We start from the raw sequence: 20,507 nt of genomic DNA, 5'->3' as shown, positions 1-20,507 counted from the left end.
GCGGGAAGGAATATTCCTCTCGGAACCGAGTTCCCGAAGGCGGCGGCATCGCTATTTTTGCCGCCCGCTTGAATCCGGACGCGAACGATATTCCATATCTCCGACAATGGGGCGTTGGAGATCGACCATGCGCGAGCTATCGGCGGAGGCCCGCCTGCACCTTTACGCGCGTAACATTTCACGGAAGTCCGGGACCGGAATTCACACGGCGGCGCTGTACAGCGCCTTTGCGGTGATCGCGGCCATCGTGTTCGGCACGCTGTCCGTCCACCCGTTCTGAGTCCTTCGGAAAATTCAAAAGCCGCCGTCTGATGTCCTCAGGCGGCGGCTTTGTGTTGGCTGGATGCTGACAGCTCAGTAGCCGTAACCGCGACCATATCCGTAGCCGTAGCCGCCACCGCAGGTGCTGCAGGTCTGCTGAACCGGCGCGTAGTAGGAATAGCCCGGCGAGACCATCTGCACGCGCTCCTGGGTGGCGTATTGCGGCGGAATGCGCTCATAGGCGACGCCTTCGGGCGCGACCATCACCGTCCTCGGCACCATCACGGTGCGATACTGTGCCGGCGTGCGATGCGCGACGACGCGGCCCGGCGCCACCATGACGGTCTCCTGCACCGTGCGATACTGCGGCGGCACGCTCTGCACCTGATAGCAGGTCGTGCACGGCTGCGGCGGCGGCGTATAGCAGCTGTAGCAGCCGGCGGATGCCGCGCTGGTGAAGGCGGCGGTGGCAACCGCGGCAATGGTGAGGGAGAGGCTGGTGCGGAACATGCTTTCGTACCCAATTTCCTAAGAGGACAATCAAAGGCTCGGAAGCTGCACCTAACAATCAAACGGCAAGTTTGGGTTTAAGAAGACTCTTAACGGAATCTAAAGGGCCGGCACGGCGGCCGGCCCTTTTTTGATCGAAGTTCGCGGCTTAGTGCGCGGTCTTGAACGGCGCAACGGTGATGCCCGCCTGCTTCAGCGCCTCGCGCAGGCCGCGCGCAATCTCGACGGCGCCACGCGTGTCGCCATGGATGCAGACGGTATCGGTCTGCATCTTGATCACCTTGCCGGTGACCGAGACGACCGCGCCGTCCTGCACCATCCGCACCACACGATCGGCAATCGCCTTGGGATCGTGCAGCACCGCGCCGGGCTTCTTGCGCGACACCAGGTTGCCGTCGTCCTCATAGGCGCGGTCGGCGAACACCTCATGCGCCATCCGCAGATTCGCCACTTCACCTGCGCGCACCAGCTTCGAGTTGGCGAGCACCACGAAGATGAGATTGGGATCGACTGCCTTGATCGCATTGGCGATCGCTCGTGCCGTCACGTCGTCCTCGCAAGCGACGTTGGAAATCGCGCCATGCGCCTTCACGTGGGTGACCTTGTGGCCGGCCGCGGTCGCGATCGCCTGCAGGGCGCCGATCTGATAGGCGATCAGGTTCTCGATCTCCGAGGACGTCAGTCCCGGCATCGGGCGGCGGCCGAAGCCGTGCAGGTCGCGATAGCCGGGATGGGCGCCGACGCTGACGCCGCGCGCTTTCGCCAGCTCGACCGTCTTGCGCATGATGTCGGCGTCGCCGGCATGAAAGCCGCAGGCGACGTTGACCGAGGTCGCAAGCTCGATCATCGCGGCATCATTGCCCATTTCCCAGGGGCCAAAGCTTTCGCCGAGATCGCAATTGAGGTCGATAGTTGAAGTCATGACGATCGATCCGTCTGTTGTTGTACAGATTCAGGGTAGCGCAACTTGCCAGGTCGACACATCGACGGCGTTGACGGCCTGACCCGCGACATTCGCATCCCGCAGCGCTTCGATGTTGAGACCAAAATCCTCAATGCCGCGGAGGCGGTCGGGCAGGGAACGCAGCAGCTCGTGGAACTTGATCGCCTCGGCCTGCGCTTCAGCCATCGTCACCGCCTTGAAGCGGAACGGCCGGCCGGCCGAGATCTGCGCGAAGCGGCCGAAATCGGCCGTGATCACGGTTGCGATCTTCGGATAGCCGCCGCTGGTGCCGCGGTCCGGCATCAGCACGATCGGCTGCCCGTTGCCGGGCACCTGGATGCTGCCGTTCACGGTGCCGTCGGAGACGATGTTGTGGCCGTCGAGATGCTTGATGGCGGGACCTTCGAGGCGATAGCCCATGCGGTCGCTGGTCGCCGAGATCTTCCACTCGCTGTCGACCAACAGCTCCTTGTGGTCCTCGGCGAACTCGTCGTCCTGCGGGCCGAACAGGATGCGGATCGGCGCATCGGTCGCGGCCGGCAATTCGATGCGGCGCTCGGGCGCGCCGCTTGCGGCCTGCGTCGTCAACTCGTCGCCGCTTTGCAGCGGCCGCGGGTAGGGGCTGCCGAGCCCGGCGCGGGCGTTGACGGCGAGGCTGCCGAACATCGGCTCGCCTTCGATGCCGTGCTCGATCGCGAGATAGCTGAACGAGCCGCCGCGGGCGAAGCCGAGAGTGAGCGTCTCACCTTCGGCTAGCGTCGCCGAGCTGTCGAACGCGACCGGCCGGCCGCCGATATCCGCATTGCGCGACGCGCCGGCGAGGGCGACGCGCACCGCGCCCCCGCGCGCGGTGAAGCTGGCGCCGAACGGGCCGATCTCGACCGCGGCGGCGAACAGGTCGTTGCCGACCAGCGTGTTGGCGGCCGCCAGCGAAAGCCGGTCCATCGCGCCGCTCGGCACGAGACCGTAGCGCTGCGAGCCCGGACGACCAGCGTCCTGCACCGAGCTCGCCGGGCCGATCGAGCTGACGACGAGCTTGCTCATGGCGTCACCAGTTCGGCGACGAACTCGCCGGCCTCGGCGGCGCGGTCCTGTTCGGCAAAGGTCTTGGCGTCCACCGCCGTGAAGGTGATGGCGTCGCCCGGCTCCAGCAGGAAGGTCGGATCGCGATGCAACTGGTAGGTTCGCACCGGGGTGCGGCCGAGCAGGTGCCAGCCGCTCGGACCGGCCAGGCACTGCACGCCGGTCTGGATGCCGCCGATCGAAATGGTGCCGGCTGGGGTCAGGAGCCGCGGATCCTTGCGCCGGGGCATATGCAGGAAGGTCTCCAGCCCGCTGAGATAGGACCAGCCGGGCGTGAAGCCGATCATGGCGACGCGATAGTCGCCGGCGACATGGCGCGCCACGATCTGGTCGGGCGTGGCTTTGAGCGCCTTCGCGACATCCTCGAGATCGATGCCGTGCTCGCCGCCATAGGTCACCGGGATGCGCCAGCGCCGCGTTCTGGTCTCGGTCGGCGGCGCCTTGGCGGCGCGTGCCAGCAGCTGCTCGCCCAGCCCATCGAAAGTGATCTGCACGGGGTCGTAATGCACCAGCAGCGACCGGTAGGTCGGCACGGTCTCGGTGATGCCGGCGATCGGCTCGGCGGATATCACGCGGTCGAGCGCCAGCACCCGCCGGTTGGCGGCGTCGTCGATGGTGCGGCTGAATTCCACCGTGATGGCGCTGTCGCCACTCGGCAAAAGGCGGGGAGGACTTAAGGGGTCGGCCATTGGGTCAAGCGCTGTTCGTCAACCATCAAGCTAGCGTGTTTCGAGATAAAACGGAATTCGCTTCGTGCAAAATGATGCAGCAACTTCAATAAATTAATCGGCATGCCAGTGATAAATCTGGATGATCGCAGCTTTTTCGCGCAGCCCTTGACGCAAGGCCTTTGCCCGGCAACATGCGCCGGTCTTTTCCTCCCATCGGAGCAAGCTTTCCAGATGTCACTGTCCGCCGAAGCGATCGCGACGCTGTCGCACGTGTCCACCGCCACCATCACCACCGTCCTGCTCAAGAAAGGCCTGCGCAACATCTGGATGCGCGGCACCAAGCCCTTGAAGCCCGGACAGAAGCGGCTGGTCGGACCGGCCTTCACGCTGCGTTTCGTGCCGGCCCGTGAGGATCTGGCGACGCCGGAATCCTGGTCGTCGCCGATCTCGACCCGCACCGCGATCGAGGCGATGCCGGCGGGCTGCATTGCCGTGGTCGATGCCATGGGCATCACCGATGCCGGCATTTTCGGCGACATCCTCTGCGCCCGCATGGCCAAGCGCGGGGTGACGGCGCTGATCACCGATGGCGTGGTGCGCGACGTCGAGGGCGTGCTCGGCACCGGCCTGCCGGTGTGGTGCGACGGCTACGCGGCTCCGCCGTCGGTTGCAGGTCTGACCTTCGTCGGCTGGGGCGAACCGATCGGCTGTGGCGGCGTTGCCGTATTCCCGAACGACGTGGTGGTGGCCGACCAGGATGGCGCGGTGCTGATCCCGCAGGCGTTCCTCGATCACGTGCTGGCCGAGGGGCCGGAGCAGGAACGGATGGAAGCGTGGATCGTCAACGAGGTGAACAATGGCGCCCAGCTGCCCGGCCTGTATCCGATGAATGCCGAGACCAAGGCGCGCTACGCCGCGACCAAGAAATAACGTCAAGAAAGGGAGGTAACCCCATGGACATCCACGTTTCCGGCTCGCGGCCGACCCGCCGCGCGCCGAAGGAGAATTTTACCGGCACGGTGTTACAGGACCCGATCAACATGGCGCCCGCGCCGGCGCGGCTGAACGCCTCGCGCGTGTCGTTCGAGCCCGGCGCACGCACCGCCTGGCACACCCATCCGCTCGGACAGACGCTGTATGTGATCTCCGGCATCGGGCGCGTGCAGGCCAAGGGCGGCCCGATCAGGGAGATCCGCCCTGGCGACGTCGTCTGGATTCCGCCGAACGAGAAGCACTGGCACGGGGCCTCGCCGGACAACAGCATGACCCACATCGCCATGCAGGAGGCGCTCGATGGCGTCTATTCGACCTGGATGGAGCACGTCACCGACGAGGAATACAGCGGCAAGGTCGGCTGAAGCGTCGTAGCAGTTCGCAAGATGAAAGCCCCGCTCGTCAGGCGGGGCTTTTGATTTTATGAGACCGTAGCCCGGATGGAGCGAAGCGCAATCCGGGGCAGTCTCTCCCATGGTGAAAATCCCGGATTAAGCTTCGCTCCATCCGGGCTACGATTTGCAGGCAATCAATTCACCCGCGTCCAGGTCTGGCCGCCGCAGAACATGCCGCCGAACGCACAGCCCTGGACGCGTAGCGTGTCCGGGCTCTTCACCGCGATGGTGGAATCGTAGGTGCTGCCGCTGTTCGGATCGAAGATGCGGCCGCTCCACTTGTCCTTGCCCGGCTTCATGTTGACCAGCACCTGTTCGCCGTTGGCGTTCGATTTCTTGTCGACGGCGTAGCCGCAGAGATTGGCGCCGCATTGCTCGATGCGGATTTTGCCTTCCTTCTCTTCGGTGAGCCAGACGCCGAGCGGCGAGTTCGCTGCTTGCACGGGATTGGCGAGCGGCTTGGGCACCGGAGCGCTCGGCGAGGCGGCGCCGACCGTTGGAGCGGTGGTGGGCTTTGCAGCCGGCGCAGTTTGCTGGACGGCTGGCGCCGCGGGCGGCGGCGGTGTGGTCGCGGCTGTAGCTGAAGGCGGCGTGGCCGCAACGCCCGTGCTGGGCGGCTCTGCCGTTGCGGCAGGCGCCGGCGGGACGGCGGCCTGATCGACGGCAGGCGGAGCAGCCGCTACTGGCGCGCTGGGCGGCGCGGCCTGGGAATTCGTCTTAGCGTCCGTCTTAGTGTCCGACTTGGCGTCCGTGTTGGCTTCCTTCGGAGCCTTGCGCTTCTGCTCGGTGTCGTCGCTCTTGGCGCGTTTGGTGCGGCGGGGAGTATTGTCGTAGACGCCGGGGATCGAAACCGTGCCGCGATCGGGATCGATTCGAATCGTGCGGCCGCCGTAATCGAATGTGTACTGCGCCTGCGCTGCGGCCGTGCTCGCCAGTACGAGCGTGGCGATCGCCAGTAGTTTTCTCATCCCGACCTCCGGTGCAGGGAGCCTCGTTCGCAAGGCTATCCGGTGACCACCTCGCTGAACGTGTCCCAGATCACGGTCAGAACATGAGTCGTATCCTCGCGGCCTAGGTTCAAATCGCTGGATTGCGGTCTGGTTTCAGGCCGTGCGCTTCAAATTATGCGCGCGGCGCGGGCTATTCGAACCATGCAGCGTAGATCTTCGCGTAGCTGCCATCTTCGCGCGCGATGTGAAGCCATTGGTCGACGAACGCTTTCAAGGCGACGTCGCGCTGCATCCAATAGGCCTTTTCCGTGAAGTCGAACGGCTTGTCGGGATGCACGGCGCACAGCACGCCGGGATGCAGTTTCTGCTGATAGCGCGTCTCGGACGCATCGGTCATCATCAGGTCGGCGTCGCCCTTGGCGATCTCGTCGAAGATCTTGGTGTTGTCGTTGAAGACGCGGATCTCGGCGGTTTTCACGTGGGCGCGCGCGAAGCGCTCGTTGGTGCCGCCGGGATTGACGATGACTCGGGTGCCGGGTTTGTCGATCTCGGCGATCGTCTCAAACTTGCCTTTGTCGGCGCAGCGCGCGATCGGCGTCTTGCCTTCGCGCATGATCGGCGTCGAGAACAGACCCTTCTTCTGCCGATCGAAGGTGATGGAGACGCCGCCCATCGCGATGTCGAAATCGTCGGCCTCGAAATCCTTGGTCATCTGCGGCCACGATGTCGGCACGAACTCGACCTTGACGCCGAGCGCCTTGCCGAGCGACTGCGCCATGTCGACATCGAAGCCGCGGAAGGCCTTGGTCTCCTTGTCGAGATAGGTGAAGGGCAAATAGTCGCCGGTCATGCCGACGCGCAGGATGCCGCGCTTGACGATCTCATCGAGCCGGGACGGCGCCTGCTGCGCGTGCGCGGCGGACAGGAGCAAAGCGAGAGCGAGGCCGGCCAGCGCGCGAAACATCGAGGTCTTCTCCATCCGCATTTGATTGCGATGCCCGAAGGGCACGTATCGCGTCTCAGGCCTCGTTGCTGTCCTTGCTCGCCTGAACGACGCTTGCAGTGCGGCTGAGCATCTCGTGCTTGAAATGCTCGAAGCGCCGCCGCGCTTGGGCCTCGCGATCGTCGACGAATTTGATCGCGGCGTCCCGCTCCATCGGGCCGTTGACGAGCGGGGTCGATGCCTCGCCGACGGTCTCGTCGACATAATATTGGGCGCCGTCCTGGCGCACCGTCCAGCGGAAGCGCAGCGCGGCCATTGGTCCTGGGCCGGACTTGGAATAGCCATTGGCCTCGATCGGTTGGGGCGGCGGCTGGATCGACTCCGGCTCCGCTTCCGGCTGGCTCGGCTCCGGTTCGGTTGGCTCCGGTTCACTTGCTTCAGCTTTACTTGCCTCGGGCTGTTCGACCGGTTCGGACGCCTCGACCGGCGGCGGCCCGCCCACCGACGACTCGGCGGGCGCGGCCTCGACGGACACGGTCGTGATGGACACGGTCTCGACTGATACGACTTCGACTGACGACGGAAGGGGCGGCGGCATCGCGATGGAGACCGGAGGCTCCTTGGCGGGCTCGGCTTCCTTATCCGCCGTCTTGTCGGACGATTTGGCCTTCTCGGGAGGTGTCGTCGTCTGATCGAGGATGCTCGCGATTGCGGCGAGCGCATTGTCGGTCGGGTCACTCACGGTTCGGTCTCCCAGGCTCGGCGTTGGCGGAATCGCGCCGACGCCATTCCTATCTACCTGATCTGACTGGCCTTTGTCAGCCCGGGCGCTTCGGTGGGGCCTACGCGCAAACCGGCGGACGCCGGTCCTTCCAGGGGCGGACCTGTTCGAGCTGGCCGGCCAGGCGGAACAGCAGTCCTTCCTCGCCGAGCTTGGCCGCGAACATCATGCCGAGTGGCAGACCGGCCTTGTTCCAAGCCAGCGGCACCGACATCGCCGGCTGTCCGGACATGTTGAACATCGAGGTGCCCGGCATGTAGCGGCGCAGCACCGGCGCGATGTGGCCGAGGTCCTCGGACATCGTGTTCAGCTCGCCGAGGCGGAGCGGCGGCGCGCACAGCGTCGGGCTGAGGAAGATGTCGCAACCTTCGAAGAAGGTCGCAAGCGCGCGCGAGATCTGGAACGCCGCAAGCTGCGCGGCCACGTAGTCGGCCGGGTTCATCTTGGTCGCATTCTGGGCGCTGGCGAGCGTGAGCCGCTCGACATCGTCCGACGTCAGGGTGCGCCCGACGCGCTGCTCGAGCAGACGGATGGTCAGCGCCGTGTTGCCGCCGACGATGGTCGTCATGACTGCGGCGGGATCGGCCGCAAGCGGCGGCGCACGCTCCTCGACGTGATGGCCGAGGCCCGCCAGCAGCTTGGCTATGTCGCGGACCGCCGCAGCGATCTCGGGATCGATCGCATCGCCGTAGGGCGACTTGTCGGTGAAGCTGATGCGCAAATGGCCGAGATCGCGGCCGACTTCCTGCGAGAACGGTCGCTCCGGCGGCGGCGCCACGTAGAGGCTCGACGGCTCCGGACCGTGGATCGCATCCATCATCACCGCGCTGTCGCGGACGCTGATGCTCAGCACATGGCCGACGGAGAAGCCGCCCCAGCCTTCGCCGCGATCGGGACCCACCGGATTGCGGGCGCGCGTCGGCTTCATGCCGAACACCCCGGAAGCGGAGGCGGGGATCCGGATCGACCCGCCGCCGTCGCTGGCATGCGCGACGGGCAGGATGCGGGCCGCGACCGCAGCCCCAGCGCCGCCGGACGAGCCGCCGGAGGAATGGTCGAGATTCCAGGGATTGCGGGTCGGGCCGAACAGGCGGGATTCCGTCGTCGGCATCAGCCCGAATTCCGGGCTCGAGCTCTTGCCGAAGATCGCAAGCCCGGCATCGAGGAAGCGCTGCGTCAGGGTGCCGTTGTGATCGGCAACGAAGTCCTTCAGCAGGCTGGCGCCCGACGTGGTGCGTGTGCCCTCGAGCAGATCGAGGTCCTTCAGCAGGAACGGCACGCCGGTGAAGGGACCATCAGGCAGCCCTCTGGCGATCTGGCGCTCGGCATAGTCGTAATGCTTGACGACGACCGCGTTGATCTTGGGATCGACGGCGGCGGTGCGCGCGATCGCCTCGTCGAGCAGTTCCTTCGGCGTCACGTCCTTGTTGCGGACGAGTTCGGCGAGACCGACCGCATCGTAGTTGCCGAATTCCTTGAAGGCCATGTGGGTACTCCGCATCGCCGGGCCGATCCTTTCGGATCGGCCGCGGCGCAAACGAGGAAGGCTGAAAGCTCAGCCGAGGACGTCCTGGTTGATCACATTCTGGCGCAGCGGATTGCCATCCAGCACGCTCAGGATATTGCGTGCGGTCTGCTCGCTCATGCGATCGACGGCCTCGACCGTGACGCCCGCGACGTGCGGCGCCATGATCACGTTGGGCAAAGCGTGCAGGGGCTGGCCGACCGGCGGCGGCTCGACCTCGAACACGTCGAGGCCGGCACCGGCGAGCTTGCCTGACACCAGCGCGTCGTGCAGCGCCTTCTCGTCGACGATGCCGCCGCGGGCGGTGTTGATGAGATAGGCGGTCGGCTTCATCAGCCTGATCCGCGCGGCGTCGAACAGCCCGACGGTTTCGGGATTCTTCGGGCAATGGATCGTGACGAAGTCCGCCCGCGGCAGCGCCGCTTCGAGGTTCGACACGGCCTCGCAGCCGGCAGCCGTGATCTCGCTGGCGGGCTGGTAGGGATCGTAGACCAGCACGTTCATTTCCATGGCGAGGCAGCGCTTGGCGGTGCGGGTGCCGATGCGGCCGAAGCCAACGATCAGGACGGTCTTGCCGTAGAGATCGAACGGCAGCACGCCGAGCCGGCTCGCCCAGGTGCCGTCCTTGACCATCGTGTGCATTTCCTGCGCGCGCTTGGCCAGCGTCAGCATCATGAACACAGCTTGTTCGGCGACCGACGGCGAGTTCGCCGTGCCTGCGACCATCAGCGGCACCTTGCGGCGCGACAGCGCCGGAACGTCGACGGCGTCATAGCCGACACCGATCCGGGTCACCACCATCATGCCCTTGGACGCCTCCAGCTCCGCCTCGCCGAAGCGGGTTGCGCCGAGCGCCACGCCATGGACCGGCGCATGCTGCTCGAGCATGGTCTGAAAGTCCTTGGCGGAGATCAGGTTGGGAAATTCGATGAGTTCTACGTCGTCCCGCTCGTTGAGGAGCACCCGTGCCCCCGGTGACAAAGTCTGGGTGACGAAAATCTTCTTCTTGTTGGTGGCCATTTCCTGCCCTTGAGGTTTCTTGTGCGCCGTCAAAGGACGACGCCGGTCACCTCGTTTAGCAAATGCATATTGTTGAGGTCCACAGCCAATCGGAGCGGGCTGCCATCCTGCGCACCGGCATTGGGATTGACCCGGCCGCAGACCTGGGTGCCCTCCAGCGTGAAATAGACCAGGGTCTCCATCCCCATCGGCTCGGTGACGTCGAGCGTCGCGTCGAACGGCTCGATGCCCGGTTCGGCATGCGGCCGCGCCTCCATGACGTGCTCGGGCCGGATGCCCAGCAACAGCTTGTCGGTGCGGGAGAGAGCCTGGTAGCGGGCGGCGCGTGCCGGCGGCAGCGTGAAAGCGAGGCGATCGGTCAGCCGCACGTTGAGCTTGCCGCCGGTGTCCTCGAGCCGACAGGGCACGAAATTCATCGCGGGCGAGCCGATGAAGCTTGCGACGAACCGGGTCGCCGGCTTGTGGTAGAGCTCGTTGGGCGTGCCGATCTGCTCGATCCTGCCGTGATTCATCACCACGACGCGGTCGGCAAGCGTCATCGCCTCGACCTGGTCGTGGGTGACGTAGACCGTCGTGGTGCGGACCTTCTGGTGCACCTTCTTGATCTCGATCCGCATCTGCACGCGCAGCTTGGCGTCGAGGTTGGACAGCGGCTCGTCAAACAGGAACACCTTCGGATTGCGCACGATCGCCCGCCCCATCGCGACGCGCTGGCGCTGGCCGCCGGAGAGCTGCTTCGGCTTGCGGTCGATCAGGTCGGTGATGTCGAGCATGCGGGCTGCCTCGGTGACCCGGCTCTTGATCTCGGCCTTGGGATAGTGCTTCAGCCGCAGGCCGAACGACATGTTCTCGGCAACGGTCATATGCGGATAGAGCGCATAGTTCTGGAACACCATCGCGATGTCGCGGTCCTTCGGCGGCACGTCGTTGACGACGTCGCCGCCGATCATGATGTCGCCGTCGGAAATGTCCTCGAGGCCGGCGATCATCCGCAGCGTCGTCGACTTGCCGCAGCCGCTCGGCCCGACCAGCACCACGAACTCATGGTCGGCGATATCAAGGTCGATGCCGCGCACCGCCTCGACCTCATCGTAACGCTTCACAACCTTCCGCAAACTGACATCAGCCATAAGTTCAACCCTTTGTCGCACCGGCGGTCAGGCCAGCAATGTAGTAGTCCATCAGGAAGGCATAGATGATCAGCGGCGGCGCGGCGCCGAGCAGGGCGCCGGTCATGATCTGTCCCCAGTTGAAGACGTCACCCTTGATCAGGGTCGTGATGATGCCGACCGGCAGCACCAGCTGATCGGTCGATGTCGTGAACACCAGCGGATAGAGGAACTGAGCCCAGGAGACGGTGAAGGCGAAGATCGTGGCCGCGATCAGGCCGGGCAGCGCGACCGGGATGAAGATCCGGGTCAGCGTCTGGAACCAGCTCGCGCCGTCGATAATCGCCGCCTCGTCGAGCTCCTTCGGGATCGAGGCGAAATAGCCGATCATGATCCAGGTGCAGAACGGCACCGTCAGCGTCGGGTAGATGAACAGCAGCACGTACCAGCGATTGACCAGCTGGATGCCGGTCCAGTCGCCGAACACGGCGAACATCTTGAACAGCGGAATGAACAGCAGGCTGTCCGGAATGAGATAGGTGAGGAACACGCCGGTCGCGAGCGTCGCCGAACCCCAGAATTTCATCCGCGCCAGCGCAAAGGCCGCCGGCACGCTGATAAGCATCGTGATGGTGACCACGATGATCGAGACCCAGGCCGAGTTCCAGAAGAAGCGCAGGAACTGGTTCGAGGTCAGCAGCTCAATGTAGTTGCTGAGTGTCGGATGATAGACCCACCACGGATTGGTCGCGGCCGAGATCTCGGCGCTGCTCTTCAGCGAGGTGATCAGCATGTAGATCGGCGGCGTCAGCGAGAAGATCGCAAACAGCACCAGGAAGAAATAGGACCAGCGTAGCGCCCAGGCGCGGTCGCGGCTCATGCTGCCGTACTTGACCTTGCGGGTCGGTCCGGACTTGTCGATCGTCAGCGAGCTCATCAGGCTTCGTTCCCGCGTTTGGTGATGTCGCGCAGGATGAAGATCGCCGCGACCGCGAGGATCGGCACCATGAACAGCGAAACGCTGGCGCCGAGCGGCACATCACTGCCCTCGATGCCGACGCGGAACGCCCAGGTGGCGAAGATATGGGTATGGTCGAGCGGCCCGCCCGCGGTCAGGATGCGCACGATGTCGAAATTGGCGAAGGTCACGATCAGCGAGAACAGCGTCGTGATCGCGATGATGTTGCGCATCATCGGCAGCGTAACGTACCAGATGCGCTGCCACCAATTGGCGCCGTCGATAGCGGCCGCCTCATAAAGCTGGTCGGGTACCGATTTCAACGCCGCCAGATACATGATCATGAAGAATGGCGCGCCGTACCAGACGTTGACCAGGATCACCGAGAAGCGCGCCCACATCGCATCGCCGGTCCACGGGATCGGCCCGATGCCGAAGAAGGAAAGCGTGTAGTTGAAGGCGCTGTAGGAGGGGTCGAACAGCCAGAGCCACGCCAGCGTGCTCATCGCCGGCGGGATCACCCATGGCACCAGCAGCATGCCGCGCCACTTGCGCTGCTTGTTGGCGGGTACGTTGTGCACGAAATGCGCGACGATGAAGCCGATCAGGGCTTTGAAGATCACCGCCGAGATCGCGAAAATGCAGGATTGCTTGACCACCAGCCAGAAGGTGTCGCGCTTGAACAGGAACTCGAAATTGCCGAACCCGACGAACTTCGTCATCGCCTTGTTCAGCGTTGCGAGGTGCAAGGAGTAGAGGGCCGGGTAGAGCACCAGGATCGCGATCAGGAGGATCAGCGGCAAGGTCATCAGGAACGCGGCCATCGACTTGCGCCGCAGCGCGTTGCGCAGGCCGACGCGCCTTCGTCCCGTCTGGGCAGCGGCTGCGCGGTTGGATTGGAATGCGACGTCAACCATAACGCAGGTCCCTCGCGCGGGTTGGTTGCACAGCTCGCCAGTCCGGCGGCTGGGATGTGAAGACGGGACCTCGCGCGGCCAACATTACGGGTGGTCGCGCGAGACCTCGCTTGTCGTCAGCTTCGCATGAAGCCTTCGCACTCGCCCTCGGCCCAGGCGAGTGTCTTTTCCATGCTTTCACCCTGGTAGTACCGCAGGCACATCTTGGTCAGCGTGGCCTGGAAGTAGATCTGCTGCGCGATCTTGGGCGGCGCGGGCGAGGCCGCAATCGACAGCGTCTGGTGCTTATAGGGGTTCGGATAGTGGTAGAGCGTCCCCTTTGGCGGCGCTTGCTCCGCCCAGACCTTCAAGGTCGTGAGCTTTTCGTAGGCCGGCAGGTCATAGCCACCGCTGGCGACCACCATTTTCTCGATCGATGCAGGTTGCGACAGGTGCGTCAGCAGGCTCTTGGCCGCCTCCTTGTTCTTCGAGAACGACCAGATCGACCAGAAGAACGGCAGATAGGGCGCGAAGCGTCCCTTCGGCCCGGCCGGGAACCCGTGCGTCCAGCACTGCTCGGCGACTTGCGGAGCATCGCGCTTGGCGACCGCCCACGCGCTCGGCGGATTCAGGATCATCGCGCCCTTGCCGGCGACCAGCCACTTGTTGTTGGACGCGTCGTCCCATGCCGCCACATCGGGCGGCAGGAAGGCGAGCAGCTTCTTGTAGTAGTCGAGGGCCTGGCGCACCGCGTCGGTCTTGACGGTGAGATTGCCCTTCGCATCGACCAGCTGCGCGCCGAACGACTGGAAGATCGCGCCGGCGGTGTCGACGCTGTCGCTGGTTTCGCCAAGGCCGATACCGAACGGGAATCCGGCCTTGTGGCAGGCTTCAGCCGCCTTGAGGAACGTATCGAGGGTCCAGTTATCGGCTTTCGGCTCGCTTCCGACCGGATACATCTCCTGCACGTCGATGTTGGCGTGTTTCTTCATCAGGTCGATGCGCGAGCAAGGACCCTTGATCTGGCTGCCGACGCTGGCGGGAACGCCGAGCCATTTGCCGCCGGCCTGGCCGAGATATTTCACCGTGCCGTTGACATCGCCGTTCAGCTTGAGGAGCGGATCCATGATGTCGTTGACCGGCTCGAGCAACTCGGCGTTGGCCTGCGGCCACCATGTCGGCATCTGGAAAATATCGTGACCGGATTTCGCCTGCGCCTCGGCGGCGATGGTGACGATGTTCTTGTTGCCCTGGCTGGTGATGTAGTCGATCTGAACCTCGACCTTCTCCTTGGCAGCCCATTCATTGACCAGCTCGGTGGACGCACTGTTCGCGCCGGGCACCCAGTGATCCCAGAAGCCCATCGAGAGCTTTCCGGCTGCGTAGGCGCCACGCACGTAGGGGGCTGTAATCAGCGCGGCCGATGACAGCGCTGTCGCTGCGACGAATTCTCGGCGCGAGAGCTTCTTCCGTGACATGGCATTCCCTCCCTGGTAGCCGACGGACAAAAGACTTTTTGAATCCCGTTGTTCTTTTTTGTGCGTCGCGTTTGCGCGACGTCGCGGGATTGCGTTGAAACCGATCAGAACAGAATTGCCGGCATCTGTCGAGAAACGAGATGCTGATGCCAACTAGAACTAACGTTGTGGTCAAATAGCAGGCAGTGTCGTTCGCATCACTGCAGTTGCCGGCGGTTTGCCGCGCGTCTTGCGATCATGTTGCGACGCACGCAGAGGGTGACGCAGACAAGAAAGCAGACGGTGCGCGGTTGAGCCGCAGCTTTCCGGTCAAGCCTCAGCGAACTCTGTTCCGCCATGTTGATGCCCGGCGCGGCCGATAGACTTGCTGAAGCCGGAAACGCTAAAGTCCGGATTTGTCGAACCTACTCCCGCATCAATTCCGCAATCCACCACCGATCACGGAGACCCGATCATGCTCATCCCGGTAGCGAAGCTGCGCGCACAATGGAGATTGTGCGCCGCGGTTGGGGCCGCCACCGTCACGTTGCTCGCAGTGCCTCATATGGTCGATGCGCAGATCGTGCAGGGCGTCGAAAAGGGGGCGCGCGAGGGCAACAAGGCTGCCGGGCCGGTCGGCGGCGTTCTCGGCGGAGCCATCGGCGGCGTTGTCGGGGTGGTGACCGGCGTGACCGGGGTGTTGACCGGCAACAATGGCAACAACCCCAATGCCGGCAGCGGGAAGAACGCACAGGGCGCGGCGGCCGGCGCCAAGGCCCCCAAGTCGGCCAAGGCCGCCGCAAAGGACAAGGGCGCGAAGCAAGCGCCGACCGTGCTGACCCAGGCCGGCGCGCCGCAGCTGACGGCCGAACAGATCGTCGCCAACAGCGACGCCAACATCGAACGGATCAAGAAGGAGCTCAACCTGACGCCGGAGCAGGAGAAGAATTGGGCCGGCTTCAACAGTGCGATGCACTATCTCGGCCACAACGGCGCCGACCGACTCAACCTGCGCATCGCGCGGGCGCAGCGCGATCCGCCGGATGACATCATCGAGCAGATGCGCAACGAGGCCCAGTTCCTCAATGACCGGGCGGTCGATCAGCGCGGCGTCGCCGACGCCGCCGAGCCGCTGTTTGCCAGCCTCGACGACAAGCAGAAACAAATCTTCATCAACGAAATGGTCCGCCTGAGCCACGAACGCGGGCTCGACTGAGGAAATCTCGCCGGCCAAGTGGGGACGAATAGCCGGGCCACCAAGCCCTGGGGTAGGTTAAAGGCGCAGCACCCGGCTATTCTGCCGCAGCGGCGCGGCCCGGTTAATTCGTCATTCAATGTTGAAGAAAAACGGACCGGATCACGCCCGAGTGATGGCCGAGTCAGGGCCTTGTCGGGAACCATCCACAGCGCCCGAGGCCAGCGCGGATTGAGCCGTCAATGACCGGGACATCGGCGCGGCAAAGCGACGATGTCCTTCGGACGGCTCTGCCCGGCAATCAGCGATCCGCAAAACGCTGGCGCTTAGCTCTTCGGGAAGTTCAGCTCCACACCGACGCCGTCCGGATCGTAGAGGAAGATCTGGGTGTCGCCGGTGCGCGGCACGATCTGCTCACGGAAGGTGACGTTCTTCGACTGCAGGCGCTTGCGCACGGCTTCGACGTCGCTGGCGGCAAAGGCGATATGGTCGAGGCGGCCGGTGTCCTCATATTTCTTCGCGGTGCCGCGCACCACGATGCCGTCGCGGGGCTTGCGGGTGCCCATCAGATGGACGGTGGCCTGACCGCCGGAATAGAGCCAGTAGCCGGGGAAATCGAGCGGCGGCCGTTCGCCGTTCTCGAGCCCGAGCACATCGCAATAGAACTCCCTGGTCTTCTCCAGATCCTGCGGCTCGATGGTGTAATGCTGTAGTCCACCCAATGGCATGGTTCTTCTCCTTGAGAAATCGGGTTAAACGAAGCTGAGGTCGGCATCGACGCCCAGCATCCAGGCGCCGACGGTCTCGAAATGACTGAAGCGGCCCTGCAATTGCTGCGTCACGGTGTGGATGTCGCGGAAGCGCCGCTCCAGCGGATGGCCGTCGAAGATCGCGGTGGCGCCGGCGGTGTTGTAGGCGAAATCGACGGCCTCCCGCGCCTTGTGGATGGCATGGGTGGCCGCCATCCGGATCGTCATGCGCTGTGCCACCGTGATGCTGTGGCCGGCAACCAGATCCTTCCAGATGTCGGCCATCGACTGCAGCAGGAAGGCGCGGGCGGCGCGCAGATTGACCTCGGCTTGGGCGAGGCCGGACTGCACCACCGCATTGTCCCGCAGTGTCTTCTTCATGCCGCGCGGCACCTTGTTGCGGGCGACGTCGACGAAATTGTCGAGCGCACTGCGGGCAATGCCGCAGGCGACCCCGGCAAAGCCGATCTGGTAGCAAGTATGGTTGCTCATCCGGTACAGCGGGCCATCCTCGCGACACTCGCGGTCGAATTCGCGGGTGATCGAATGGTCCGCGCGGACGAAGAAATCGTCGAGCGCGAACTGGTCGCTGGCGGTACCGCGCAATCCGACCGTGTTCCAGATGTCGGTCCATGCGACGTCTTCGGTCCGCACCAGCATGGTGCGCTCGACCTGCTCGCCATTGGCATCCCGGCGCGGCGAGCCGTCCGCGGCATAGACCGGGCAGTGCGCGCCGAGCCAGGTGGCGTGCCGCCCGCCCGAGGCAAACGACCAGACCCCGGTGACGCGGTAGCCGCCCTCGCACTCGATCGCCTTGACCTTCGGGCCGGGGCCCCAGGCCAGCACGGCACGCGGGTCGGCAAACACTTCCTGCGCGACCGGCAGGTCGAGATAGGCCGCCGACATCGCGCAGCCGCCGGCCTGGCTCAGGCACCACGCCGTCGAGGCATCCGCCTTGGCGATGGTCTCGATGGCATGGAAGAAGGTGACGGGATCGGTCTCGATCCCGTTGCTTGAACGCGGCAGCAGCAAGCGGAACAGCCGCGCCTCATGCAGCCGGTCGAGCAGGTCGGGCGGCAGGCGGCGCGTCGTTTCAATATCGTTGGAGGCGGCCGCCACCGCGTCCCTGATCGCCTCGGCGCGGGCGATCACGTCGCGATCACCGATAAGGTCCGCAGCAGTCACATTCATGTTCGCCTCCCTCAGGCGCGCCGGATCGTTGCGGAGGCCGCGACATCGGCCGTCGCGTTGAGCTCCTTGTCGATCTGCTCGATCGATTTGCCCCGGGTCTCGAGCCCGAAGAACAAATAGACGGCCCCCGCCATCAGGAACCAGCAGCCGAGATAGACAAAGGCGGTCGGGATCTGGGTCAGTGGCACATCGGGCTTGAGGTAGTTGTTCGAACCGACGATCAGCGCAAGCCCGACCGGCCCGATGATCTTGCCAATGCCGCCGAAGCCATAGGCCGACCCCATCCCCGTGGTGCGCAGATGCGACGGCCAGACCTCAGCCGCGTAGGGACCGACGATCGCAAAGCCGCCGTCGGCGAAGAAGAAGGCGGCGGCCAGCAGCAGCCAGAACGCCGACATGCCGAACAAAGTCACATCGTAGTGGTAGCCGGCGATGATCGTCAGCGCGCCGGCGCCGAAGCCGAGCAGGCCGCCAGCAACACGCCGTCCGAGCAACTCCGAGAACCAGGAGAACGAGATGCGGCCGAGGAAGCCGGTGATGCTGAGCAGGATCATCATCTTGGCGGCTTCCTGCGGCGTCACCTTCAGCAGCAGCACGAACAGTGCGGGCGCCCATAGCGTGATGCCGTAGACGCCGGTTTGCGCGCCGGCATTGCCGAGCCAGGAGACGATCAGGCTGCGCGGATATTTGAACAGATCGAACCAGCTCGTCGTGACGATCGGACCGGCGTCGGCCGCGCTCGGCAGCGGCAGCTCCGACGGCGGCACCTGCAGCGCCCAGGCGAGCGACTTGCGGGCTTCGTCATAGCGTCCTTGCCGGCACAGCCAGCGCGGCGACTCCGGAACCCAGATCCGAACCAGCAGCACCAGGACCGACGGCAGCACGCCAATCGCAAACAACAGCCGCCACTGATCGGTTCCCATGAAGGCTCCGAGCACCGCGCCGAGGCCGACGCCGAGCGGGATCACGCAGGTGACGAGGCCGCCGACCCAGCCGCGCTTGTGCGAGGGCATGAACTCCTGCACCAGCGGCAGGTCGACACAATAAAGACCGCCGACGCCGGTTCCGACGAAGAAGCGCAGGATCGCCAGATAGACCCAGCCGTTATCGGGTGTGAAATAGAGCAGGCCGGTCGCGATCGAGAAGTTCAGCACCGTGCCGATGAAGACGATACGTCGACCGACCCGGTCGGCGAGCCAGCCCCAGAGGTAGGCGCCGAGGATGGCGCCGATGCCGGAACTCATCAGCACGGTGGCCGACTGGCCGAAGGTGAGCTTCCACGGTCCGATCAGGAACGCGAGCACGAAGCCGATCAGGAAGTAGTCGAAGAATTCCAGCGCATCGCCGATGATGGCCGCCGCAAGGATCTTGATCTGGTTGCCGGTCAGAGTCGTCCGGCGATCGAGAATCTCGAACATGGCGCGTCTCCCCATGGCGCCTGTTCATTATTCCCCGGAGCGTGCGTCGCGCCAGCGCATCGCCCATAGGATGAGGCTATCCTCGCGCCAGCGCGAACGACAAGCCCGCGCCGACGCGGGGCTCATCTGCATTGTCGCGATAAGCGGTTCGGCGTACTGCTGCGCACAAATGGTGGTGCGAAAGCCCGATGCGAGCCGCCGGAGCCGTTGACTCCTGCAATGCCGATCGCCCACGTTTGCGTGAAGAACATTTGGGGAGGCCGGGTGGACGAAAAGCGTAAGCATCCGCGAACCGAGGTCAATGAACCCGGCTATGTCTCGTCGGGCGGTTCGGTCATGCATTGCACGATCGTGAACATCTCGCCGGAAGGGGCGGCCATCGAGGTCGAGAATCCGGCCTTCGTCCCGCACCGATTCCGCCTGGTGATGGCCCGCGACGCCTCGGTCGTCTACGAGTGCCAGGTGATCTGGAGTAAGAAGTCGCGAATTGGAGTGAGTTTCGTGGCAACCGCCTGAGCGCGGCTATCTCGATTGGGGACGCCCATGAACCTGCGTGCCAAGGCGGTCGGGTTTCGTTGCTGGAACAGCAGGTGATCCGCCGATGACTCCGGAACCTGCAACGATCTGCCTTGGCTGCTGGCAAAACCTGCATATGCCGATCCCGTTGCGCGGTCCATTGGCGGCGCCGTTGCGTCTGTTCGGCGTCCGGCCGAGCCGCATGAACCCGAACACATGCACGCTCTGCGAGATGGCCTTCTCGAAGATCATGAAGGCGCGCGCCGTGACCATCGACGCCACCATCCTGTTCGCCGATCTGCGCGGCTACACCACACTGACGCAGACCATCGCGCAGGACGGGCTGACCTCGCTGCTCGACGCGTTCTACGACGACTGTGCCGCCGCGATCTGGCGCTATGACGGCATCATCAACAAGACCAACGGCGACGCCGTGTTCGCGATCTTCAATTTTCCGGTGCGGCGCGACGATCATGCCGTGCAGGCCTTGCTCGCGGCGCGCCAGATCCAGCGCAGTTTTCGCGACAGGCACGATGCGCTGGTGCGGGCGATCGGCGCCGGCGACATCGAGATCGGCATCGGAATCGGAATGGACAGCGGTGACACCAATTTCGGTGAGTTCGGCCAAGCCCACCGCGACCTGACGGCAGTCGGCACGGTGGTCAATCGCGCGGCGCGCGCGCAGGCGGCTGCCAGGTCAGGCGAGATCCTTGTGACGACGGCCGTGCGGGATCGAACCCGCGACATGATCACGGCAGCCGGTGCCGATTACACCCTGAAGGGCTTCGACCAGCCCGTCACATTATTTCCTGCGTGAATTGGCTTTCGCGTGAATTGACGCGGCGCAAAAAAGACGGCTCCAGCGTGCAACTGCGCGCCGAAGCCGTCCGGGATGGTCGTTTGCCGATTACGAACGCCGCCTCAACGCAAGGTCGGCGGCTTG

At 64.6% G+C, this 20,507-nt stretch carries 22 protein-coding genes; 6 read left to right on the top strand and 16 right to left on the bottom strand.

The window, feature by feature from the left end:
- Positions 1-127 precede the first annotated feature (127 nt).
- Positions 128-280 (top strand): hypothetical protein, encoded by a 153-nt coding sequence (locus J2R80_RS28715; protein ID WP_016844408.1) that lies wholly within the window; start codon positions 128-130, stop codon positions 278-280.
- Between the two features lie 74 nt (positions 281-354).
- Here J2R80_RS28715 and J2R80_RS28710 read toward each other — a convergent pair whose 3' ends face one another.
- The 4 genes from J2R80_RS28710 to pxpB all read right to left on the bottom strand — a co-directional run bounded on the left by J2R80_RS28710 (position 355) and on the right by pxpB (position 3,486).
- On the bottom strand, positions 355-771 hold the full coding sequence (locus tag J2R80_RS28710; protein WP_057018694.1) for a hypothetical protein: 417 nt from the start codon (positions 769-771) through the stop codon (positions 355-357).
- Positions 772-919: 148 nt separating this feature from the next.
- A complete protein-coding gene (locus tag J2R80_RS28705) occupies positions 920-1,693 on the bottom strand; it encodes a LamB/YcsF family protein (protein ID WP_253639813.1) in 774 nt (257 codons plus the stop codon).
- Between the two features lie 30 nt (positions 1,694-1,723).
- Positions 1,724-2,758, bottom strand: a complete 1,035-nt coding sequence (locus tag J2R80_RS28700) for a biotin-dependent carboxyltransferase family protein (RefSeq protein WP_141341295.1) — start codon at positions 2,756-2,758, stop codon at positions 1,724-1,726.
- The gene (gene pxpB / locus J2R80_RS28695; RefSeq protein ID WP_076828882.1) at positions 2,755-3,486 is read right to left on the bottom strand and encodes a 5-oxoprolinase subunit PxpB; all 732 of its coding nucleotides are present in this window, start codon (positions 3,484-3,486) and stop codon (positions 2,755-2,757) included. The genes J2R80_RS28700 and pxpB overlap by 4 nt, the downstream gene beginning before the upstream one ends.
- Before the next feature lie 213 nt (positions 3,487-3,699).
- Here pxpB and J2R80_RS28690 point away from each other — a divergent pair, with 213 nt between their 5' ends.
- Together J2R80_RS28690 and J2R80_RS28685 are read left to right on the top strand one after the other, a co-directional pair.
- A complete protein-coding gene (locus J2R80_RS28690) occupies positions 3,700-4,398 on the top strand; it encodes a ribonuclease activity regulator RraA (protein ID WP_076828879.1) in 699 nt (232 codons plus the stop codon).
- A 23-nt stretch (positions 4,399-4,421) separates the two neighbouring features.
- Positions 4,422-4,826, top strand: a complete 405-nt coding sequence (locus J2R80_RS28685) for a cupin domain-containing protein (protein WP_076828878.1) — start codon at positions 4,422-4,424, stop codon at positions 4,824-4,826.
- Between the two features lie 164 nt (positions 4,827-4,990).
- Here the strand turns inward: J2R80_RS28685 and J2R80_RS28680 are convergent, their stop codons facing one another.
- The 9 genes from J2R80_RS28680 to J2R80_RS28640 form a co-directional block, all read right to left on the bottom strand.
- A complete protein-coding gene (locus J2R80_RS28680; protein WP_076828876.1) occupies positions 4,991-5,824 on the bottom strand; it encodes a DUF2147 domain-containing protein in 834 nt (277 codons plus the stop codon).
- Between the two features lie 172 nt (positions 5,825-5,996).
- Positions 5,997-6,770 (bottom strand): transporter substrate-binding domain-containing protein, encoded by a 774-nt coding sequence (locus tag J2R80_RS28675; RefSeq protein WP_375162612.1) that lies wholly within the window; start codon positions 6,768-6,770, stop codon positions 5,997-5,999.
- A 55-nt stretch (positions 6,771-6,825) separates the two neighbouring features.
- A complete protein-coding gene (locus J2R80_RS28670) occupies positions 6,826-7,491 on the bottom strand; it encodes a hypothetical protein (protein ID WP_253590264.1) in 666 nt (221 codons plus the stop codon).
- 100 nt (positions 7,492-7,591) lie between these two features.
- Positions 7,592-9,016 (bottom strand): amidase, encoded by a 1,425-nt coding sequence (locus tag J2R80_RS28665; protein WP_253639812.1) that lies wholly within the window; start codon positions 9,014-9,016, stop codon positions 7,592-7,594.
- A 69-nt stretch (positions 9,017-9,085) separates the two neighbouring features.
- A complete protein-coding gene (locus J2R80_RS28660; protein ID WP_076828870.1) occupies positions 9,086-10,075 on the bottom strand; it encodes a hydroxyacid dehydrogenase in 990 nt (329 codons plus the stop codon).
- Between the two features lie 29 nt (positions 10,076-10,104).
- A complete protein-coding gene (locus J2R80_RS28655) occupies positions 10,105-11,205 on the bottom strand; it encodes an ABC transporter ATP-binding protein (RefSeq protein WP_057018685.1) in 1,101 nt (366 codons plus the stop codon).
- A 4-nt stretch (positions 11,206-11,209) separates the two neighbouring features.
- Entirely contained in the window at positions 11,210-12,121 is a 912-nt protein-coding gene (locus tag J2R80_RS28650; protein WP_016847559.1) for a carbohydrate ABC transporter permease, read from the bottom strand.
- A complete protein-coding gene (locus J2R80_RS28645; RefSeq protein WP_028340672.1) occupies positions 12,121-13,059 on the bottom strand; it encodes a carbohydrate ABC transporter permease in 939 nt (312 codons plus the stop codon). The genes J2R80_RS28650 and J2R80_RS28645 overlap by 1 nt, the downstream gene beginning before the upstream one ends.
- Positions 13,060-13,175: 116 nt before the next feature.
- Positions 13,176-14,516: an ABC transporter substrate-binding protein gene (locus tag J2R80_RS28640; protein WP_076828868.1), complete on the bottom strand. Its 1,341-nt coding sequence runs from the start codon at positions 14,514-14,516 to the stop codon at positions 13,176-13,178.
- A gap of 454 nt (positions 14,517-14,970) precedes the next feature.
- Here J2R80_RS28640 and J2R80_RS28635 point away from each other — a divergent pair, with 454 nt between their 5' ends.
- Positions 14,971-15,711: a Spy/CpxP family protein refolding chaperone gene (locus tag J2R80_RS28635; RefSeq protein WP_076828866.1), complete on the top strand. Its 741-nt coding sequence runs from the start codon at positions 14,971-14,973 to the stop codon at positions 15,709-15,711.
- Positions 15,712-16,016: 305 nt separating this feature from the next.
- Here the strand turns inward: J2R80_RS28635 and J2R80_RS28630 are convergent, their stop codons facing one another.
- The 3 genes from J2R80_RS28630 to J2R80_RS28620 are packed head-to-tail and all read right to left on the bottom strand — an operon-like array spanning position 16,017 to position 19,048.
- Positions 16,017-16,418 (bottom strand): VOC family protein, encoded by a 402-nt coding sequence (locus J2R80_RS28630; protein WP_076828865.1) that lies wholly within the window; start codon positions 16,416-16,418, stop codon positions 16,017-16,019.
- Positions 16,419-16,442: 24 nt separating this feature from the next.
- Positions 16,443-17,630, bottom strand: coding sequence for an acyl-CoA dehydrogenase family protein (locus tag J2R80_RS28625; RefSeq protein ID WP_141342397.1), 1,188 nt, complete (start codon positions 17,628-17,630; stop codon positions 16,443-16,445).
- Between the two features lie 11 nt (positions 17,631-17,641).
- Positions 17,642-19,048, bottom strand: a complete 1,407-nt coding sequence (locus J2R80_RS28620) for an MFS transporter (protein ID WP_076828863.1) — start codon at positions 19,046-19,048, stop codon at positions 17,642-17,644.
- Positions 19,049-19,267: 219 nt separating this feature from the next.
- On the opposite strand from J2R80_RS28620, the gene J2R80_RS28615 reads away from it, so the two are divergent.
- Both J2R80_RS28615 and J2R80_RS28610 read left to right on the top strand, forming a co-directional pair.
- Positions 19,268-19,564 (top strand): PilZ domain-containing protein, encoded by a 297-nt coding sequence (locus tag J2R80_RS28615; RefSeq protein WP_256527878.1) that lies wholly within the window; start codon positions 19,268-19,270, stop codon positions 19,562-19,564.
- Positions 19,565-19,649: 85 nt separating this feature from the next.
- Entirely contained in the window at positions 19,650-20,381 is a 732-nt protein-coding gene (locus J2R80_RS28610; RefSeq protein ID WP_141342396.1) for an adenylate/guanylate cyclase domain-containing protein, read from the top strand.
- Positions 20,382-20,507: the final 126 nt, after the last annotated feature.

The sequence above is a fragment of the Bradyrhizobium sp. USDA 4541 genome (genome assembly GCF_024171085.1).
GTDB classification, from domain to species: Bacteria; Pseudomonadota; Alphaproteobacteria; order Rhizobiales; family Xanthobacteraceae; genus Bradyrhizobium; species Bradyrhizobium australafricanum.
Note: the sequence above shows the minus strand (reverse complement) of the source record. Positions and strands in the feature narration are given on the sequence as shown.

What these genes read in the sequence shown, in the direction of transcription:
- J2R80_RS28715 (WP_016844408.1), top strand. Translation starts at nt 128, where the DNA reads ATGCGCGAGCTATCGGCGGAGGCCCGCCTGCACCTTTACGCGCGTAAC.
- J2R80_RS28710 (WP_057018694.1), bottom strand. Translation starts at nt 771, where the DNA reads ATGTTCCGCACCAGCCTCTCCCTCACCATTGCCGCGGTTGCCACCGCC.
- J2R80_RS28705 (WP_253639813.1), bottom strand. Translation starts at nt 1,693, where the DNA reads ATGACTTCAACTATCGACCTCAATTGCGATCTCGGCGAAAGCTTTGGC.
- J2R80_RS28700 (WP_141341295.1), bottom strand. Translation starts at nt 2,758, where the DNA reads ATGAGCAAGCTCGTCGTCAGCTCGATCGGCCCGGCGAGCTCGGTGCAG.
- pxpB (WP_076828882.1), bottom strand. Translation starts at nt 3,486, where the DNA reads ATGGCCGACCCCTTAAGTCCTCCCCGCCTTTTGCCGAGTGGCGACAGC.
- J2R80_RS28690 (WP_076828879.1), top strand. Translation starts at nt 3,700, where the DNA reads ATGTCACTGTCCGCCGAAGCGATCGCGACGCTGTCGCACGTGTCCACC.
- J2R80_RS28685 (WP_076828878.1), top strand. Translation starts at nt 4,422, where the DNA reads ATGGACATCCACGTTTCCGGCTCGCGGCCGACCCGCCGCGCGCCGAAG.
- J2R80_RS28680 (WP_076828876.1), bottom strand. Translation starts at nt 5,824, where the DNA reads ATGAGAAAACTACTGGCGATCGCCACGCTCGTACTGGCGAGCACGGCC.
- J2R80_RS28675 (WP_375162612.1), bottom strand. Translation starts at nt 6,770, where the DNA reads ATGTTTCGCGCGCTGGCCGGCCTCGCTCTCGCTTTGCTCCTGTCCGCC.
- J2R80_RS28665 (WP_253639812.1), bottom strand. Translation starts at nt 9,016, where the DNA reads ATGGCCTTCAAGGAATTCGGCAACTACGATGCGGTCGGTCTCGCCGAA.
- J2R80_RS28660 (WP_076828870.1), bottom strand. Translation starts at nt 10,075, where the DNA reads ATGGCCACCAACAAGAAGAAGATTTTCGTCACCCAGACTTTGTCACCG.
- J2R80_RS28655 (WP_057018685.1), bottom strand. Translation starts at nt 11,205, where the DNA reads ATGGCTGATGTCAGTTTGCGGAAGGTTGTGAAGCGTTACGATGAGGTC.
- J2R80_RS28650 (WP_016847559.1), bottom strand. Translation starts at nt 12,121, where the DNA reads ATGAGCTCGCTGACGATCGACAAGTCCGGACCGACCCGCAAGGTCAAG.
- J2R80_RS28645 (WP_028340672.1), bottom strand. Translation starts at nt 13,059, where the DNA reads ATGGTTGACGTCGCATTCCAATCCAACCGCGCAGCCGCTGCCCAGACG.
- J2R80_RS28640 (WP_076828868.1), bottom strand. Translation starts at nt 14,516, where the DNA reads ATGTCACGGAAGAAGCTCTCGCGCCGAGAATTCGTCGCAGCGACAGCG.
- J2R80_RS28635 (WP_076828866.1), top strand. Translation starts at nt 14,971, where the DNA reads ATGCTCATCCCGGTAGCGAAGCTGCGCGCACAATGGAGATTGTGCGCC.
- J2R80_RS28630 (WP_076828865.1), bottom strand. Translation starts at nt 16,418, where the DNA reads ATGCCATTGGGTGGACTACAGCATTACACCATCGAGCCGCAGGATCTG.
- J2R80_RS28625 (WP_141342397.1), bottom strand. Translation starts at nt 17,630, where the DNA reads ATGAATGTGACTGCTGCGGACCTTATCGGTGATCGCGACGTGATCGCC.
- J2R80_RS28620 (WP_076828863.1), bottom strand. Translation starts at nt 19,048, where the DNA reads ATGTTCGAGATTCTCGATCGCCGGACGACTCTGACCGGCAACCAGATC.
- J2R80_RS28615 (WP_256527878.1), top strand. Translation starts at nt 19,268, where the DNA reads ATGCCGATCGCCCACGTTTGCGTGAAGAACATTTGGGGAGGCCGGGTG.
- J2R80_RS28610 (WP_141342396.1), top strand. Translation starts at nt 19,650, where the DNA reads ATGACTCCGGAACCTGCAACGATCTGCCTTGGCTGCTGGCAAAACCTG.